At 56.9% G+C, this 15,395-nt stretch carries 17 protein-coding genes, 1 tRNA gene and 2 pseudogenes (1 of these 20 cut by a window edge); 12 read left to right on the top strand and 8 right to left on the bottom strand.

Features of this window, described 5'->3' with window-relative positions:
* Positions 1 to 54: transfer RNA gene (locus WDN46_15200), tRNA-Met, on the top strand; it begins 23 nt to the left of the window's first position.
* 690 nt (positions 55 to 744) lie between these two features.
* On the opposite strand, the gene WDN46_15205 is transcribed toward WDN46_15200, so the two are convergent.
* From WDN46_15205 to WDN46_15225, 5 genes and pseudogenes are all read right to left on the bottom strand, one after another.
* A protein-coding gene (locus WDN46_15205; protein ID MEJ0094715.1) for an IS3 family transposase occupies positions 745 to 1,913 on the bottom strand; the annotation gives its coding sequence in 2 pieces (ribosomal slippage) (positions 745 to 1,649 and positions 1,649 to 1,913; 1,170 coding nt in all).
* Positions 1,914 to 2,524: 611 nt separating this feature from the next.
* Positions 2,525 to 2,758 carry a hypothetical protein gene (locus WDN46_15210; GenBank protein ID MEJ0094716.1) on the bottom strand — a complete coding sequence of 78 codons (234 nt, stop codon included), beginning with the start codon at positions 2,756 to 2,758 and terminating at the stop codon, positions 2,525 to 2,527.
* Between the two features lie 308 nt (positions 2,759 to 3,066).
* Positions 3,067 to 3,594, bottom strand: coding sequence for a hypothetical protein (locus tag WDN46_15215; protein ID MEJ0094717.1), 528 nt, complete (start codon positions 3,592 to 3,594; stop codon positions 3,067 to 3,069).
* Positions 3,595 to 3,722: 128 nt separating this feature from the next.
* A pseudogene (locus tag WDN46_15220) lies at positions 3,723 to 3,845 on the bottom strand (IS5/IS1182 family transposase).
* A gap of 325 nt (positions 3,846 to 4,170) precedes the next feature.
* On the bottom strand, positions 4,171 to 5,055 hold the full coding sequence (locus WDN46_15225) for a hypothetical protein (GenBank protein ID MEJ0094718.1): 885 nt from the start codon (positions 5,053 to 5,055) through the stop codon (positions 4,171 to 4,173).
* A gap of 189 nt (positions 5,056 to 5,244) precedes the next feature.
* Between WDN46_15225 and WDN46_15230 the strand changes: the two are divergent.
* Together WDN46_15230 and WDN46_15235 are read left to right on the top strand one after the other, a co-directional pair.
* Positions 5,245 to 5,382: pseudogene (locus WDN46_15230) on the top strand (transposase).
* The gene (locus WDN46_15235) at positions 5,349 to 5,972 is read left to right on the top strand and encodes an IS5 family transposase (protein MEJ0094719.1); all 624 of its coding nucleotides are present in this window, start codon (positions 5,349 to 5,351) and stop codon (positions 5,970 to 5,972) included. The pseudogene WDN46_15230 and the gene WDN46_15235 overlap by 34 nt, the downstream one beginning before the upstream one ends.
* Here WDN46_15235 and WDN46_15240 read toward each other — a convergent pair.
* Both WDN46_15240 and WDN46_15245 read right to left on the bottom strand, forming a co-directional pair.
* Complete coding sequence (locus WDN46_15240; protein ID MEJ0094720.1) at positions 5,962 to 6,141, bottom strand: DUF6471 domain-containing protein; 180 nt, start codon at positions 6,139 to 6,141, stop codon at positions 5,962 to 5,964. The two genes, WDN46_15235 and WDN46_15240, sit on opposite strands and share 11 nt — an antisense overlap.
* 858 nt (positions 6,142 to 6,999) lie before the next feature.
* Positions 7,000 to 7,560, bottom strand: a complete 561-nt coding sequence (locus WDN46_15245; protein ID MEJ0094721.1) for an acetolactate decarboxylase — start codon at positions 7,558 to 7,560, stop codon at positions 7,000 to 7,002.
* A 17-nt stretch (positions 7,561 to 7,577) separates the two neighbouring features.
* Here WDN46_15245 and WDN46_15250 point away from each other — a divergent pair, with 17 nt between their 5' ends.
* The 3 genes from WDN46_15250 (at position 7,578) to WDN46_15260 (ending at position 8,918) form a co-directional block, all read left to right on the top strand.
* Entirely contained in the window at positions 7,578 to 7,973 is a 396-nt protein-coding gene (locus WDN46_15250; protein ID MEJ0094722.1) for an SDR family NAD(P)-dependent oxidoreductase, read from the top strand.
* Positions 7,885 to 8,241 (top strand): SDR family NAD(P)-dependent oxidoreductase, encoded by a 357-nt coding sequence (locus WDN46_15255; GenBank protein ID MEJ0094723.1) that lies wholly within the window; start codon positions 7,885 to 7,887, stop codon positions 8,239 to 8,241. The genes WDN46_15250 and WDN46_15255 overlap by 89 nt, the downstream gene beginning before the upstream one ends.
* Positions 8,242 to 8,738: 497 nt before the next feature.
* A complete protein-coding gene (locus tag WDN46_15260) occupies positions 8,739 to 8,918 on the top strand; it encodes a hypothetical protein (GenBank protein ID MEJ0094724.1) in 180 nt (59 codons plus the stop codon).
* A 567-nt stretch (positions 8,919 to 9,485) separates the two neighbouring features.
* On the opposite strand, the gene WDN46_15265 is transcribed toward WDN46_15260, so the two are convergent.
* Positions 9,486 to 10,243, bottom strand: a protein-coding gene (locus WDN46_15265) for an IS5 family transposase (GenBank protein MEJ0094725.1) whose coding sequence is annotated in 2 segments (ribosomal slippage) — positions 9,486 to 9,904 and positions 9,904 to 10,243 — 759 coding nt in all. Because the reading frame shifts where the segments join, the coding sequence is not laid out codon by codon here.
* 506 nt (positions 10,244 to 10,749) lie between these two features.
* On the opposite strand from WDN46_15265, the gene WDN46_15270 reads away from it, so the two are divergent.
* The 6 genes from WDN46_15270 to WDN46_15295 all read left to right on the top strand — a co-directional run bounded on the left by WDN46_15270 (position 10,750) and on the right by WDN46_15295 (position 15,187).
* Entirely contained in the window at positions 10,750 to 11,076 is a 327-nt protein-coding gene (locus WDN46_15270) for a hypothetical protein (protein ID MEJ0094726.1), read from the top strand.
* A gap of 475 nt (positions 11,077 to 11,551) precedes the next feature.
* Positions 11,552 to 11,752 (top strand): thiamine pyrophosphate-binding protein, encoded by a 201-nt coding sequence (locus tag WDN46_15275; protein MEJ0094727.1) that lies wholly within the window; start codon positions 11,552 to 11,554, stop codon positions 11,750 to 11,752.
* Positions 11,731 to 12,096, top strand: coding sequence for a thiamine pyrophosphate-dependent enzyme (locus WDN46_15280; protein MEJ0094728.1), 366 nt, complete (start codon positions 11,731 to 11,733; stop codon positions 12,094 to 12,096). Before WDN46_15275 ends, WDN46_15280 begins: the two co-directional genes overlap by 22 nt.
* A gap of 215 nt (positions 12,097 to 12,311) precedes the next feature.
* Positions 12,312 to 13,466 carry a DNA (cytosine-5-)-methyltransferase gene (gene dcm / locus WDN46_15285; protein ID MEJ0094729.1) on the top strand — a complete coding sequence of 385 codons (1,155 nt, stop codon included), beginning with the start codon at positions 12,312 to 12,314 and terminating at the stop codon, positions 13,464 to 13,466.
* 11 nt (positions 13,467 to 13,477) lie between these two features.
* Complete coding sequence (locus WDN46_15290; protein MEJ0094730.1) at positions 13,478 to 13,888, top strand: very short patch repair endonuclease; 411 nt, start codon at positions 13,478 to 13,480, stop codon at positions 13,886 to 13,888.
* 360 nt (positions 13,889 to 14,248) lie between these two features.
* On the top strand, positions 14,249 to 15,187 hold the full coding sequence (locus WDN46_15295; protein MEJ0094731.1) for a septal ring lytic transglycosylase RlpA family protein: 939 nt from the start codon (positions 14,249 to 14,251) through the stop codon (positions 15,185 to 15,187).
* Positions 15,188 to 15,395: the final 208 nt, after the last annotated feature.

The following is a 15,395-nucleotide window of genomic DNA, read 5'->3' on the forward strand; positions in this document are numbered from 1 at the left end:
CTCGTCAGGCTCATAACCTGAAGGTCACAGGTTCAAATCCTGTCCCCGCAACCAAAACCAACTATATGAATACGCAGCTCTTTTCATGAAGCCGCCCTTAGGGGCGGCTTTGCCGCTTTCAGCCCGAGTCGCCACCCTGTCGCCACGCCAAAAAAAAATGGCGATCGTGACCTAGCCTTTCTTCTGACCGGCCGCAAAATCGTCGATTGCACGGCGGCTGAGCGGCCTGCTTTGCGCTTTGCGATTGGAGTTGTCCGCCTCGCCTAGCTGATCTAGAGGCGCAAGATTAGTGAGATCCTCGGCTACTGCATTGTCTGAATTTGCGGCGAGTCGGCCATTGTTGCATTCCTTCAAGGCGTCGCATACGTCACGCAGTTCATGAACTGGTCCGCGCCAGCGTTCGCTTTGACGACGTAACTCAGCCGTCCGCACTCTCACTCCACAGGGGGCGTTGCGGGGCTCTCCGCACCGAAGGGGTGCGCTGACGACCGCGGTGCCAGTCCCAGGGGGAAGGCTTTCCCCCAAAGGCTCTAAGACGCCGCCGCTTCCAATCCGCGGTCTTCCAACTTGGACGCTTCTATTCAACAGCCTCCGTTGCCCTAATTGGACGGGATTGATCGGATTCGACGTGGGCTTTCTCTGAAGAAAGGCTCCTGGTCGACGTTTTGTTTTGTGCCGTCAGCGGCGGCATTGAAGGCGCTAGGCCAGGGTGGCCTGCCCCCATGGGGTGATCCAGTTTGAATGTTAGTGCATTGTCGGCCCTGGCGCTATTGCTGGCGTGGCGGGCGAAGCTGGTCCGGATTGCGAAGCCGGCCATTGCAGGGTCTCCGGGGCTGGCGGCTTGTAGCCCAGCGATGAGTGCGGGCGCACGGTGTTGTAGTGGCGTCGCCATCGCTCAATGACGACCTTCGCCTCCTTGAGAGTGTAGAAGATTTCACCATTCAAAAGCTCGTCGCGCAGCTTCGAGTTGAAGCTCTCGCAATAGCCGTTCTCCCAGGGACTGCCCGGCATGATGTAGGCGGTCTTCGCGCCGACGGCGGCAATCCAGTCACGCAACGCCTTGGCGATGAACTCCGGGCCGTTGTCGGAACGAATGTGGATCGGAACCCCTCGCAAGATGAAGAGGTCCGAGAGAACGTCGATGACGTCCGCTGCCTTCAGCTGCCGGTTAATCCTGATCGCGATGCATTCGCGGGTAAATTCGTCGATGATATTCAGCATGCGATATTTCCTGCCATCATGAGTGCGGTCCTCGACGAAGTCATAGGACCAGACGTGGTTGGGGCATTGCGGGCGCAGCCGGACGCACGAGCCGTCATTGAGCCAGAGACGCCCGCGCTTGGGTTGTCTGGCCGGAACTTTCAGCCCCTCGCGTCGCCAGATCCGCTCGACCCGTTTGACGTTGACCTTCCAGCCTCGCTCCCACAACATCGCCGTGATGCGGCGGTAGCCATAGCGGCCGTACTGGATGGCGAGCGCCGTGATGTCGGCGATCAATGCCGCTTCGTCATCGGGCTTGGTCGGAACCTTGCGCTGCGTGGAGCGATGCTGACCGAGAACCCGGCAAGCGAACCGCTCGGAAACGCCATGTTCGGCGATCACATGCTCCACGCAGGCGCGACGACGCGCGGAGCTCAGAAGTTTCCCGAGGCAGCCTCTTTCAGGATCAGCTTCTCAAGCGTCAAATCGGACACCGCTCGACGGAGCCGCGTATTCTCCGCCTCCAGCTCCTTCAGCCGCTTCACCTGATCGCCCTTCAGGCCGCCGTATTCCGACCGCCATCGATAGTATGTAACTTCCGTCACCCCTATCGAGCGGATCGCCTCCGCGACCGGTCGCCCTTGCGCGCTAAGCACTTCGACTTGCCGTAGCTTCGCGACGATCTCTTCCGCCTTCTGTCTTTTCCTCGGCATTGCGCAGTCCTCCATCAGGCTCATAAGCCCATACTTCACGGAGGATCACTTTTCAGGGGGCAGACCAGTTTCGAACGCAAGCTCCACTCTCGGTTTGCCCCGCTCTCATAGGAATCAGCGGCCGATTGCAGCCGGGATGGCGCTATGTTCAACAGGAAGCCGCTGCGGACATCAAGGCCACGCGCGCGAGTTTGACGAATCTTTCACCCGCTGGCTGACGGGGACGCGCCAACCTGGCACTTAGCGCCGGCACGCGCGCGGCGGTACCGCTTTCATGGTCGATCTTGAGCGTCTTGTTCGCTATGTTCAGCCGGTCCGACCGGCGTCGATGGATGTTCGGGCAAGCAGAACCTTTTGTGTTTTAAGTCTTTCACAAATCCATCCTTTTTAAAACCTCGGACCGCCCCGACATGTGATGCGGCGCCAAGCTAGGTTCGATGGCCAACTCGATCTTGATCCCTAGCGGCTTGTCTTCTTCGACTTCCCTAAGATTGCGGCTCGGCTTCGACTTCCCTAAGATTGCGGCTCGGCGGGGCCGGAAGGCTTGAATTTATCTTTCTATGCGGTCCATGCCGCGGCGACGCATTCGAAGTTTGTTCAGCTTAAACTGCCTAAGCTGGTGGCGCGTCCACTAGATCAAGCCGTTTTTCGATCCGATTGATTCTCGCATCCATGCGATCCAGCTTAATGTTTGTTTCGGCAAGCTGTACGGAGTGTTCGGCCACGGAGCGTTCAACATGGCCAAGACGGCTTTTCACGTCCTCAAGGCCAGTTTCAATGCGGTCGAGCGATCCGCGCATGTGACGGAGTTGCTCAAGTATAAGATTTTCGACGTTATCGGCCAAATTGGATTCCTCAGCGTGTCCACGACATCTGAAAATCGGGTGTCAGCGGCGATCGTGTGAACGAAAAAACCATTTAACATCGACATTGGTGGGTCAAGGCGTTTGAATCGATCGGATCTTTGAGGCCGCAACCCGTCCAAAGCTAAATTTTGCAATTGCCCTCGGCTTTCGCGAATAGCAAAGCTGTTTTGTTTTGGAGTCCAACCTCCTGCACCTGAAGCTAGGAATTGCCTTAGGACGGACCAAACTAGTAATTCAAATATCTGTTTAGAGTCAGCTTCGCTCCCGGACGCCCCGTTACACCGCCGTCATGAAATAGTTTCCGGCGGATGAATAATGGTTCGTTCATCAGCTTGACACATTAGCAGCAATGTCAGTGGATCTATCGAGTGATATTTCTGCGCCAAAGGACGGGTCCACCATTTGCAATGCCTCAGAATATCAACCTGTAGCGCCGAGCAGATCGCCTTGTGCGCATCGTGAAATTTTCCATCAAAGAAAATGAATCCCAGAATCGCTTTTTGATCATACTGCCATTTTTGCGCTACGCGATATTCAAGTCCGGCCTTCCAGTGTTCATACATCGCGGATTCCATAGGCAAATCAACAAAGATTTGTAGGGTCGAGGCCTTGTCGAAATCATTTGGCTGCTGCCGCAAGACCCCACCGGGTGAATAAGCACCGATGATCGACCCATCTTCCATTACGGCCTCAGCGTGGCTGACAGGCCCCTCAGTTTCCCTAAGGCGGATCAACCGTCCCGTGATACTCCTCTTTGTGGTGACAAATCTTAATCTCACAGTATTTGGCGGTGGGGCGGAGATTGCGAGCGGCATCCTTCAAGACCTCGGCAAAGTTTCTTAAAAAAATCTATCGGCTGCTAGCCGGGTACTGCAATTCTCATAGCATCCATCTGAATTGTTGCCTCCGCAAGGGCCCTGAGCCTGGTCCTGTCGACAAATACGCGGATCCAAATGCGGATAGCGGCGATTTGGACGAACCCGAGACAGCTCCTTGTGATTTTATCGGAGCGGGTTGCTCGCCTTCAAGAGTTCTTGAGCTTGTTGAAGCAGCGCTCGATGCGATTGGAGGTCCTATCTAAGATTGAGGCGCGGCGGGACCGAAGGGCTTCGGTCTGTCCTTTTGCGTTGCCGCGAAGGCGCTCAATGTTTTGGGAGCTTGATCGTCTAAGTCCGCGAAATCAGCGCCATGGCCCTGGCCACTCTATAAGAACAGGCCAAACGCGCCGGGAATCCTATCGGAGAACATTCCAGTACTGTCGACGTTCAGGGTTGCGCAGTACAACGGTATTATGGCGCAACTGCCACAAGCGTAAATCGCCTAGTCGCCCATCTGATTCCGAAAGGAGTCATTGAGTGAGTGCGGCTGCGCGATCCCTGGCGGTACTGCTCTCAATCGTACTTTATATAAGCGATTGGGGCGTCAAAGGAGACCGAGAACTCTATAGGATCATCATCGCTGGTGAGAGCCGCGCTTTGGAAACAGAAGCGGTCAATGTGGCGGGATCCGATAAAATCCAAATATGCAAAATATCCGAATACGAAAAATTTATGATCCTTCAAAGCATCTATGGCCCCCTCACCGAAAGTCATGTTTTGTTCGATGTTGATGTCTTTCCCTGGAATGAGCAAAATTCCAGGCTTATAATCAAACGTCTTGTCATAAATTGGCTTTTCCGGAAGTGTATCGCAGATAGAGAACCCCAGCCCCCATCCCCGCATTTCGGCGGGAGTTCGACCTATATTGGACCCGGCTACCCTCAAGATGGCGTCTTTAGGAATGCCGCGGATGTAAGTCGTCTGGCCGCCTTCGGTACTTGGCTTTATGACGACATTACTCCAGGCAACGATACGTGGGCGCTCAATCTCGACCGTAGCCGTCGCGGAAATGAATGCAGCGTTGGCAGCCTTGGTAGCGGCGTCAACAGAAACCCTTATGTCCTTAATTTGTTTGAGGCCCAGCAAAACCAATCCACCGGTTACCACCACGAGAGCAATGGTGGCGATGGCTACAGCCCCAGTCAGTTTCACGAGCCACCAGTCGGCCGCCGATTTATCTTGGCGCTCTTGGGCGTCTTGGGCGGCCTGCTCCTTAGTTCTTTCGGCTGGAAGAGCCTTGATGACAAGAGGATGTTCCTCTGTGCCGCGTACTTCATAACGCCTATCTTGTCTGCCACTGGGGGTTTGTGTCTGTGGCTGGCTACCTTCGATTATCGTTCCATTTGGGAATGGGGGCTGTGGTTCACATAGTCCCGCGCCGCCTGAGATCACCAACAAGCAAATGATCAGACATCTTCTAAGCGCACATTTTTGCATCCGATCTCTACCAACGAAGCTAGAAAAAACGTGGCGGGGAACGTGCCCCGCCCTAGGCTCAGGACCTATTAAATTTGCCTGAGATGTGATTCCTGGTCTCCGCATGGGGAGGCTGGGATGAGTGATTTGTTTTTGTTGGGCGAGCGGCAGATGGCGCGGCTTGCGCCGCATTTTCCTCTGTCGCATGGCGTTCCGCGGGTTGACGACCGTCGGGTGGTCAGCGGAATCGTCTATGTGATCCGCAACGGCCTGCAATGGAAAGATGCGCCCAAGGATTACGGGCCGCACAAGACGCTTTACAATCGCTTCATCCGCTGGAGCCGGCTCGGCGTCTTCGACCGCATATTCGCCGCGCTCGCTGGCGAAGGTCCAAAGCCCGAGCGCATCATGATCGACGCCACGCATCTGAAGGCGCATCGCACAGCGGCGAGCCTGCTCAAAAAGGGGCTCTTCCCCGCCGTATCGGGCGCACGAAAGGCGGACTGAACTCGAAGCTCCACGTCGTTTGCGACGGCGCCGGCAAGCCCCTCGTCATGTTGCTCTCGGAGGGCCAGATGAGCGACCACAAGGGCGCGCGGCTGATGCTCAAGGCTTTACCGCCCGCTTCAATGTTGATCGCCGACAGGGGCTACGACAGCAACTGGTTCCGCGCCGCGCTGAAGGCCAGGGGCGTCGAGCCCTGCATCCCGCCAACCAGAAGCCGCAAGCTTCCCATTGCCTATGACAAGACGCTCTACCGCCAGCGTCACAAAATCGAGAACATGTTCGCCAAGCTCAAGGACTGGCGGCGCATCGCAACCCGCTATGATCGATGCGCCCACACCTTCTTCTCCGCCATCTGCATCGCAGCCGCCGTCCTCTTCTATCTCAATCAATGAGTCCTGAGCCTAGCTTATTGGTGATTGAAGCCTCTGTCTCCTGCATTCCCTTGTCGGATAATCGACGCGCAAGCTCGGCATAGCCGACCTCGGCCCGCTTCAGTTCGGCTTTTAGATATCGGCGGACGCGATCCGCCCATTCCCTCTCGGTATCAGCAATTGTCGCCATGGGAAGTCCCTTGTCCAGGCTATCATATATGAAAGATAGCCATCAACAATGAGAGCTTTGTAAGCTATCACATACGCAGGCTATCTCACATATGTGAAATCGAAGTGCGGCACTTTCTCCTTCCCAGACCTGCCGAGACGCTGGGCTTAGCCAGCGTCTTCCGTATGTCGGATGTGGAAGCGGAAGGGATGTTTCGCAAAGTGCGCTGGCATGAAACCAACTGTGATCCGGTATGCCCCATCGCGGCGGCCTGAATGCCTACGAATGCTGCCGCCTCAATGGTTCGCTTCGCTTTCGCTGCAAAGCCTGCCGCGCGGATTTCACGCTGACAAGCGGTACGCTGTTCGCCTCTCACAAGCTCCGGTTGCTTCAATATCTCGCAGCCATCGTGATTTTCTGCAACGAGGTCAAGGGCAAGTCGGCATTGGCGCTAAGCCGCGGCGATCAGCTACAAGAGCGCGTTCGTTCTTGGCCGCAAACGCGCGAGGCCATGACCGAAGAAATGAGAGGCCGAACCCTTGCGGCGAAGGTAAGGTCGCCGAAGTTGATGGCGGATACATCAAGTCCGCGAACAACAAAGACAACCGCGTCGATCGCCGCGTAAAGCGGTCGTTGTAACCCAACGCCATTCGGAGGCTTGCAGCCGCGACGGCGCTTACACCAGCAGCGCTAAGAGCTGTTTCTCTCGCGCCTGCGCCGATGATCGGCAGCACAATCTGTAAAATGATGCAAAGCCACGCGCACGGCCCGATACCAATGCGCGGGGTTTTGCGTTTTAAGTCCTTTCCCAAATTCCGCATTTTTAAGACCCACAAAGACGCGATAATTTGGGATAAGCCATTGAAACGTATAGAGAATTTAATTGCCTTCTAAGCGGTTGGTCGAAATGAAATGAAAATGGTAGCCGAGAACGCTAAACGCCCCTGAAAACGAGGGCGAATAAATGCCGACGAGCGTTCCCTCCGCGTGCTTGAAATCGAACTCCTTTTGCGCCTTCGCAGCGTCCAGAAGCCGGCCGTGGTTTTTGGGCGGACTAACCGCGCGCGTCCGAACGTGCTTGAACGCGCCATCAATCCGGATCGGATAGAAAAGGTTGTCGGACCTGCGATACCCATCGAGCCGGCGCTTGATTGCGTCAAAAGAGTCCATAGCGTCGATCTGCTCATCGACGCTGGGCGCGAACGTCGTCACGATTGCAAACGGCGCTTGGCCGGCCAACGCAGCTTCGGAAACCTTGCCCGTCGCCCGGACTCGATAGACGCGCCCTTCGAGCACGACCATCTCTCCATCGAGGCCAGCGAACGTCCCAAGCCCGAAATCACCATGATCCAGTATAGTCGCACGGGTGACCGCGCCAGAGTACACGCCAGCGACAAGCGAGCCCGACATCGATACCTGAAAAAAGGTATGAAGCGGCATGGACAAATAGCTTGCCAATGCTTTGGTTACGAGGTTCGAAAGGCTGTCCTTCCTACGGTCGGCGCGGAACAGCGGTCAAGGCCGACATCAGGGACATCGCAGCCCTTCGCCGCATTGCCGATCAGGTCGAACATGAGCACGGCAAGATCGACATAGTGGTCGCCAACGCCGCCATACAGGGTTGGAAGCTTTTGATGGAAATGGACGACATGGATTGGCGAGACCAGATCGAGAATAATCTCAATGGCGCCGCGAACACGGTCCGCGCCTCCGGCCCCAAAAATGGTTTCGCGGAACTATGGCCGTTTCATCCTGCTCTCGTCCATGCAGGGCAAGATGGGGACAAAGGGCGGAGCCAGTTACTCGGCGTCCAAGTGGGGCATTCTCGGCTTGATGAAGTCAGCGGCCCTTGAACTTGGCCAGTACACCATTACCGTCAACGTCCTCATTCCCGGGCTTATTGGCACGCTCCTCACCTATAATGAGCAGCGTTTCCGCGCGGCGATAATTCAGTCGAACAGGCCCCCTACAGCCAATCCGACGGCGCAGGAGCTTGGGACGCCCGTGCGCCCACAGTGCCCCTTCAGGTCGGCTGGCTGCAGCCAGAGGATGTTTCGCCGATGGCGGTATTTTTGGCGTCAGATGCCGCCGCCCTGGCGACTGGCGGGGAATTTGAGGTGACGGGCGGAGATGCCGCGAAGGTGAGCTGATATTATTGCAGCCGATTGCGCGGCGCGGCCGCGAGCATTGGATCTGCCGAGGGCGGAAGACCGCGTTGAGGTCGAGCCTGAATATGAAGGCGCCCGTTTTGGCCATCGCGACGAAGATCCCGAATGCTGGCGACCGCCAAAAAGACGAGAGAAAATAGTATAAATTCTGCTCGCGTTAAGATCGATGCGCATCGCTGATTGAATTCGGCGGCGTGATTCAAACGCGGAACAAACGCTGGAATTTCGACCCAAATGGGTTATGTTAAGTAATCTATATTACGATACAATTGTGATTGAGCAACACCTATTGGATTAATTCATTTAAACGTTATGTAAAATTACACGCCCCCGTGTGAATAGTACTTAAGCACATGCAAGCTATCCACAATTAATATTTTAGAAATACCACTATTGTGGAGGGAGTATATGAGATCAAGGCGAGTTTCTTACGAAAGAATTTTCCAAAAAATGGATGAGCTAGAGGAGCTGTACGATGCAGGTCAAATCGCGAAAGGATCAGAAAAATATTCAGATTTAATCGCGCTGCAACAGCTGCACTGCATATTACTGCAATTTGAGCAGCTTCTCTATTCGGACGATTCCGATAAACCTTCGAACTCAGTGCAAATGAGTCGAATGGCGAATTAATATAGGCAAAATATAGACGTCCTCTGAGCGCCGCGCCAAAAGTCGACGAAGGCCCAAGGAAGAAGCCAATCTGGTAGATTCCGAATTCCGTTAAAAAGCATCGCGTTTTTCGCCAGGGCCGGAGGAGCAAATTCCAAAGGGGCCCATCTGAATCGTTGCACGCCGGCAAACCAGGTACTGGCGCTCAAACCAGCGCCGCGTTCGATAAAGCCGAAGCGCAGCCGTACTACGGTTTCCGAACCAAACGGCCCGCGCCGCGTTAAACCAGCGCTTATCTATTTACCCCGTAACGCTGATTTCTTCCGCCGGGCTTCATTTAAGGGCGCGGGAATGAGGGGGAGCAGCAGGCCGGGAATAGGTGACTAACCGGCGTCCCGTCGACGGGGTGCAGACGACGGCGTGAAACTATAACTCAGCCCGGCCAGCGCCGGGCTTTTTCGTGCGGCCTGGGAAACTGGTATATTTGCATCGCTCTCTCACAATTTGCTCAAGGAGATTTTATGATTAAACCAGCAGCGTTGGCAGTTTTGTCAGTCGGCGTTGCTTTTCCCGCTCTAGGGTCCAGACTCACAACCAGTAGCAAACGGTAGCGGCGATGCAGACTGTCGCGAGGAAGTTTATGGCGTTTCGGTCGTAGCGGGTAGCCACGCGCCTGAAGTCTTTCAGGCGGCAGAACATGCGTTCGATGGCGTTGCGGTTTCGATAGAGGAAGGGCGAGAAGCAGTTCTTCCACCTGCGATTGGCCTTGGGCGGGATATTCGGCATAGCTCCGCGCTCCTCGACCTGCCGACGGATCGCATTTGCGTCGTAGCCCTTGTCGCCATGGAGGATTTCGCAAGGAGGAAGTCGCGCGATAAGCTCCGCGCCCGCCGAGCAATCGGCGATTTGGCCGCCGGTGAGCATGAAAGACAGCGGGCGGCAGTCCGCATCGGTCAATGCGTGGATTTTGGTTGTGCGCCCGCCGCGCGAACGGCCGATGGCCTGATTCTTCTCCCCCCTTTGCCGCCACTGGCCGAGCGATGCGCCTTGACCGCCGAGGAGTCGATGAGGACCTGCGCCGGCGGCCCGCCTGCTTGCGCAAGCGCGTGGAACAGATCGATCCAAACGCCCTTAGCAGCCCAGCGAACGTAGCGATTGTAGAGAGTCTTCTTTGGCCCGTACTCCAGCGGCGCGTCAATCCAGCGTCCGCCAGATTTCAGCACATGAATGATCCCGCTGATCACCCGGCGATCATCGACGCGCGCCTTGCCGCGCGTGTCCGTGGGAAGATGCGGCGCGATCTTCGCGAACTGCGCGTCCGTCAGCCAGAATTGATCCCGATTCATAGTCGCTTCCTTTCGGAAGCTGTGAATCACAATCCGCCTGTCACGCCAACCATTTTATGGGTCTGGGCCCTAGCGCGGCCTGCGCGAACACCTGAGTCGTCCATTAACTGCGCTCAATTCGTTAAGACAGGGCCGACTACTTGGACTGAGATCGGAACCGCAGAATTGACCATGAGAGGCGCCAGATTGGAATTAAGCGATTACCCCATAACCCCTAAGTTGGCGCTCCTCAATGGGGCGAGTTTGTATATCTTTGTTGACAAGACATGCACTGGAAACAATCCCCGAGCCAAGGTGGATTCGTCTTTTACCGGCGGCATGTAACTCCCGCCGCGCGGGCGCAACCCGCCGCCTGTCTTAATTCGCACTGGAGAGCCCGGCCCTGCGCCGGGCTTTTTCACGCCAACGTTACTCCGGCGACACGATTTTGTAATATCGGCGCGACTAGCTCCTCGGCCGGGAGCTAAGCAATTCCGATTGGCTCCCGAAGCCTAGGAAAGACTGCAATGGCCCGTAAACCCCCCACCGAAAAACCGCCCGTCGTGGAGATTATTCCCAGTGTTGCCCAAGGTATTTCGGCGGTCGCAAGCGCAAACGCCCCATTTTTGTATTTTGAACGAGCTCCGTTCTTTGGACACTTCGACGGAATCGGCAAGGTAACGATCATAGCGACTCGCCACATCGCGAAGGCGCAGTCCAGCAATGAGGTGTACATCGATCGGGTAATTGTCGCCCATCTCGTCGGAAGCCTAGACGCCATGAAATCGCTTCGCTCGGCGCTCGATTCCCTTATTCTCCTGGCTGGACCGAACCCAGGAAACCCTCCGAATTAAAGAGAACATCGCGCCTTCTGCCCATTGACGCGACGCGGGAGTCGGGCGACCGGCTCCCATTTGCATTGGTAGGAGAAGGGAATGCCGGGCAACAGCATCAACGCGTCCAGCAAGCTTCAGAAAACCTCCGGCCGGTAGATTTTTATGAATGTTTTGGGGCGACGGTGCGCGGATCGTGGGCTGCATAGCGCTGCGCGACGGGAGCAAAAAGTAATAAAAAGTGGAATGTAAACGTTAGAAAACCTCGTAACTCATTGATTTTATGGCGACTCCGGCAGGGTTCGAACCTGCGACCTGCCGCTTAGAAGGCGGCCATCTCCTCGAGGCATCCAGGGGCAACGTGAGATTGTGCGTTGAGAAGCTCAGCGACTTCCATCTTGCGCTCCCGGAAAACGAGGCGTTCCTGATGGCGGACCTAAGCAAGGACGCAGCTCAGGAATTAAATCAAGCCGAATCGAATCACTGGAGGATATGGATGTCGAAGAAATCGGATGGACAGCCAAAGAACGGGGCTGAAGTAGTTGTCCGTACGCTTGAAGCGCGCGGGGTGGAGTATGTGTTTGGCGTACCCGGCGCTAAGATTGACGGCGTTTTCAACGCTCTGCTTGATTCAAGCTCTCCATATCGGGCGATGGCGGGTTTCTCTTCTCTGCAATGGGGCTGGGGACAGCGGTGAGGATCAAAGCGCACATTGTGCATATGATCTGGATCGACGGCACATACGACATGGTGGCTGAACAGGAGGTGATGAAATATGGCCGGCCGTCAGGCTGCGATTTTGGGCCGGTCGTTCCAGTGAAATACGCCGAAGCATTCGGAGCAACCGGTCTCATGATACGGACAGCGGACGAAATCGCTCCGGTCTTGCAGAAAGCATTTGATACCCCTGGACCGGTCATCGTCGGGGTCCACGTGGACTACGGCGACAACCTCAGCTTTTCGAGATGGTCGATCCCAACAGCCTCCATTAGCATCGGCTCGCTGGAGGAGAACCCCGTTCTGCTCCAGCGCGTCAAGTAAGCATGGCGGCCAGTCCGCATAGATTCGTTGGCGGCTCCTATTGGCGGCATACGCGCATTGGTCCGCCTCCCTCTCGTATCGCCTCCACTTCGACATAGGTTTTGCATAGCTCGCGGCATATCTTTAGCGTGAGGGAAGATGGCGCGGCCACCGTTCAGGCTTGAACCCTGCTGGTTTGCCCACCTCAAAAGAGGTCGAACGGCCCGGAGACCAAAGTGCGCGGATTCTACGAATTCTTTGCGGGGGGCGGCATGGCGCGAGCGGGCCTTGGGCTGGGCTGGACCTGTCTATTCGCCAATGATTTCGACGCCCGAAAAAGCGCCGCTTACCGGCTGAATTGGGTTGGCGGCGAACTGAAGACCGGCGACGTCGCGGCGCTGCAACTGTCGGATCTTCCAAAGCAGCGAGCCAACCTGGCCTGGGCATCCTTTCCCTGCCAGGATCTGTCCTTGGCGGGGGCGGGGGCCGGCCTTAAGGGCGCGCGAAGCGGGACATTTTACCCTTTTTGGGCATTGATCGAGGGTTTGATCGGCCAAAGTCGAGCGCCTGATCTTATCGTGCTCGAAAACGTCAATGGCGCATTAACCTCGCATGGCGGCAGCGACTTCGCCGCCCTTTGCGCTCATTTGCACAACGGCGGCTATCGCTTCGGGGCGATGATCGTCGACGCCGTTCACTTCCTGCCGCAATCGCGCCCGCGCCTGTTCGTCGTCGGCGTTCGGAGCGGATGGGAAACTCCGCCAGAGACGCAGTTGGATCTGGAAAGCGGCGCCGCCTCGATCTGGCATCCCCCCGCGTTGCGAAACGCCTACGCGTCATTGCCTTCGCACATCCAAGAGTCGTGGGTCTGGTGGACGCTGCCGCCGCCAGAATCGCGCCGAGTCGTTCTGGCCGATTTGCTGGAGGATGATTCGCTTGTCGCCTGGCGAACGCAGGCTGAAACGCAGGGCTTGCTTGCGATGATGAGCGAAAACAATCTTCTGAAGGTCGAGCGAGCAAGACGTGCCGGGCGCCGCATCGCGGGCTGCGTCTACAGACGCACGCGCACCGGCGCTCTGGGCGTCCGGCTGCAACGCGCGGAGGTGCGGTTTGATGGGCTTTCGGGATGCTTGCGCACCCCTGCGGGCGGATCCAGTCGCCAGCTGATCCTGATCGTGGATGGGCTAAGCGTGAAATCGCGCCTGATTTCCGCGCGCGAAACTGCTCGGCTCATGGGCTTGCCCGATGCATATCTACTGCCGCAAAACTATAACGAGGCCTATCATCTGACGGGGGATGGCGTCGTCGTTCCGGTCGTTCGGCACCTTGCTGAACATTTGCTTGAGCCAATCCTTGCGCATCACGACGCGGCGACAGTGGTCGCCGCATGAGAGGAGGGGCCTTGGAGCCCTCATGCAACGCGCCTAACCGGCTGCGCAGCGCCATTATGCGCTCGGTCAAATCGACGAACACGCGGCCGGAAATGATCGTCCGCTCGCTCGCGCATCGGCTGGGCTTTCGCTTTCGGTTGCATCGCAAGGCGCTTCCCGGAAGTCCCGACCTCGTCTTCGTTGGACGGCGTAAAGTGATTTTCGTCCATGGGTGCTTTTGGCATGGGCATGATTGCAAGCGGGGCAGCCGCATGCCGAAGGCGAACGCTGATTACTGGAGCTCAAAAATCGCGGGCAATAAGGCGCGCGACGCCAAGACGCAGGCGGCGCTCGCCGCGGCTGGTTGGGGCGTCATGATCGTCTGGGAATGCGAGACTAAAGATTCCGAAGCTCTCGGCGCACGGATATTGGATTTTCTGTGACCTAAGCTCCCGGCGCAAGCCTCGAACAAACCCGGCTATTTACCATACGAACGTTTTCGTTCCATTGCGCAAGAGGGTCGGCCACCATTCCGGCGTCGATTTCGTCTGGCTGTTGCATAAATATACAACTGTTTGGTTTACATATGCTTTTTGTCGATTTTTCAAGCCATAGCATCGCTTGAAGGGCGCGGGTTGCGCAAGAATCCAGTCGGCTTCTCCGGCGGCTCGTGCATATTGCTAAGCATCGCCGTGGCCATTAAGCCTTCCGCAAGAGAGGGATGCGAAATTGGTTTCGGATCCCTGGCCAATCTTGGCTACGGCCCGTCAGGGGTCGGAGTTGGACGCAGACAGGACATACGTATGCTAGCGAAACGGCTTCTGTGTTTTTTACCGCGCCGTTTTGCTGCTTTTTGGTGGTTCTCTCTGACGTCATTTGCGCCCCGCAGCCTCTTCGTCGCCGGACTTATCGGAGGCGCGGCTTTAACTCTCGGGGGATGCGCGCAGCAGCCGCCTTTGCAGCGCGTCGCCCATTCCAAGGAATATTTCCCCTCATCGATCTACGGCGCAGCAAGTGAGCGCGTCGTCGCCGATGGCGAAACAGTGCCGCGCGGCGGCGGCGCCTATATGGTCGGCAAACCCTATTCGGTCGCGGGACATACTTATTATCCGAGCGAAAAGCAGTATGCCGCGACTGGCCTTGCCTCGTGGTATGGCGACGCCTTCCATGGCCGGCGCACAGCCAATGGCGAGGTCTATGATCGCGAGGGCATCACCGCCGCGCACCCGACCATGCCGTTGCCGAGCTACGCGCGCGTCACCAATCTGCGCAATAATTATTCGATGATCGTGCGCGTCAACGATCGCGGTCCTTTCGCAGCTAACCGCATAATGGACGTATCGCGCAAAACCGCCGAAGCGCTTGACTTCCGGCGCACCGGCACAGCCAAGGTCAAAGTTGAATATATCGGAGCGGCCAGCATCGATGGTTCGGACGACGCCAAATTGCTGGCCACCTTGCGCCTCGATGGGCCGGCGAGACTTGATGGCCGCGATGGCGGCCCCCCGACTATGGTCGCCGAGCGAGAACCATTCCGCACGGCCTCGGCTGAGCCTGTCCAAATAGCCCGCGTCGCGCAGGTGGATGAAAGCGAAACCGCAAGCATTCCCGAGCCTCCGGCGCGGAATGCCGTAGGCCGCTCGTTCGCGGGCGTCGCGCCGCTCCCTCCGGCGCGTCCGTTTGATCTTGGGATGGCTCCAGCCGGCCGCGTGCGCGTCGCAACCCGGCAGGCCAATAACTAAAGCATCATCCAGGAATTGCGGAGTTAAGCCAAATTCCGCTCAAGGCCAACGGTTGGCCTTGATCGCCGCGTCTCGAACGGCCACACTCTGCTGATCGGGTCACGCGCCCACGGGCGACTGCATGACTGCTCGGTTGATCGGCGGCGCGGCGGTTCGGCGGGTGGCCGTGCGGAAAGGACCAGCTTGTTCGCCCAGTTCCAGATATTCC

The sequence above is a fragment of the Methylocella sp. genome, from assembly GCA_037200525.1.
GTDB lineage: Bacteria > Pseudomonadota > Alphaproteobacteria > Rhizobiales > Beijerinckiaceae > Methylocapsa.

Bases quoted from the DNA above. Each gene is read 5' to 3' on its own strand.
- WDN46_15270 (MEJ0094726.1), top strand. From the start codon at position 10,750: ATGGCCCGTAAACCCCCCACCGAAAAACCGCCCGTCGTGGAGATTATT.
- WDN46_15250 (MEJ0094722.1), top strand. From the start codon at position 7,578: ATGCTTTGGTTACGAGGTTCGAAAGGCTGTCCTTCCTACGGTCGGCGC.
- WDN46_15275 (MEJ0094727.1), top strand. From the start codon at position 11,552: ATGTCGAAGAAATCGGATGGACAGCCAAAGAACGGGGCTGAAGTAGTT.
- WDN46_15245 (MEJ0094721.1), bottom strand. From the start codon at position 7,560: ATGCCGCTTCATACCTTTTTTCAGGTATCGATGTCGGGCTCGCTTGTC.
- WDN46_15295 (MEJ0094731.1), top strand. From the start codon at position 14,249: ATGCTAGCGAAACGGCTTCTGTGTTTTTTACCGCGCCGTTTTGCTGCT.
- WDN46_15215 (MEJ0094717.1), bottom strand. From the start codon at position 3,594: ATGCCGCTCGCAATCTCCGCCCCACCGCCAAATACTGTGAGATTAAGA.
- WDN46_15255 (MEJ0094723.1), top strand. From the start codon at position 7,885: ATGCAGGGCAAGATGGGGACAAAGGGCGGAGCCAGTTACTCGGCGTCC.
- WDN46_15240 (MEJ0094720.1), bottom strand. From the start codon at position 6,141: ATGGCGACAATTGCTGATACCGAGAGGGAATGGGCGGATCGCGTCCGC.
- WDN46_15235 (MEJ0094719.1), top strand. From the start codon at position 5,349: ATGGAAAGATGCGCCCAAGGATTACGGGCCGCACAAGACGCTTTACAA.
- WDN46_15260 (MEJ0094724.1), top strand. From the start codon at position 8,739: ATGGATGAGCTAGAGGAGCTGTACGATGCAGGTCAAATCGCGAAAGGA.
- WDN46_15280 (MEJ0094728.1), top strand. From the start codon at position 11,731: ATGGGGCTGGGGACAGCGGTGAGGATCAAAGCGCACATTGTGCATATG.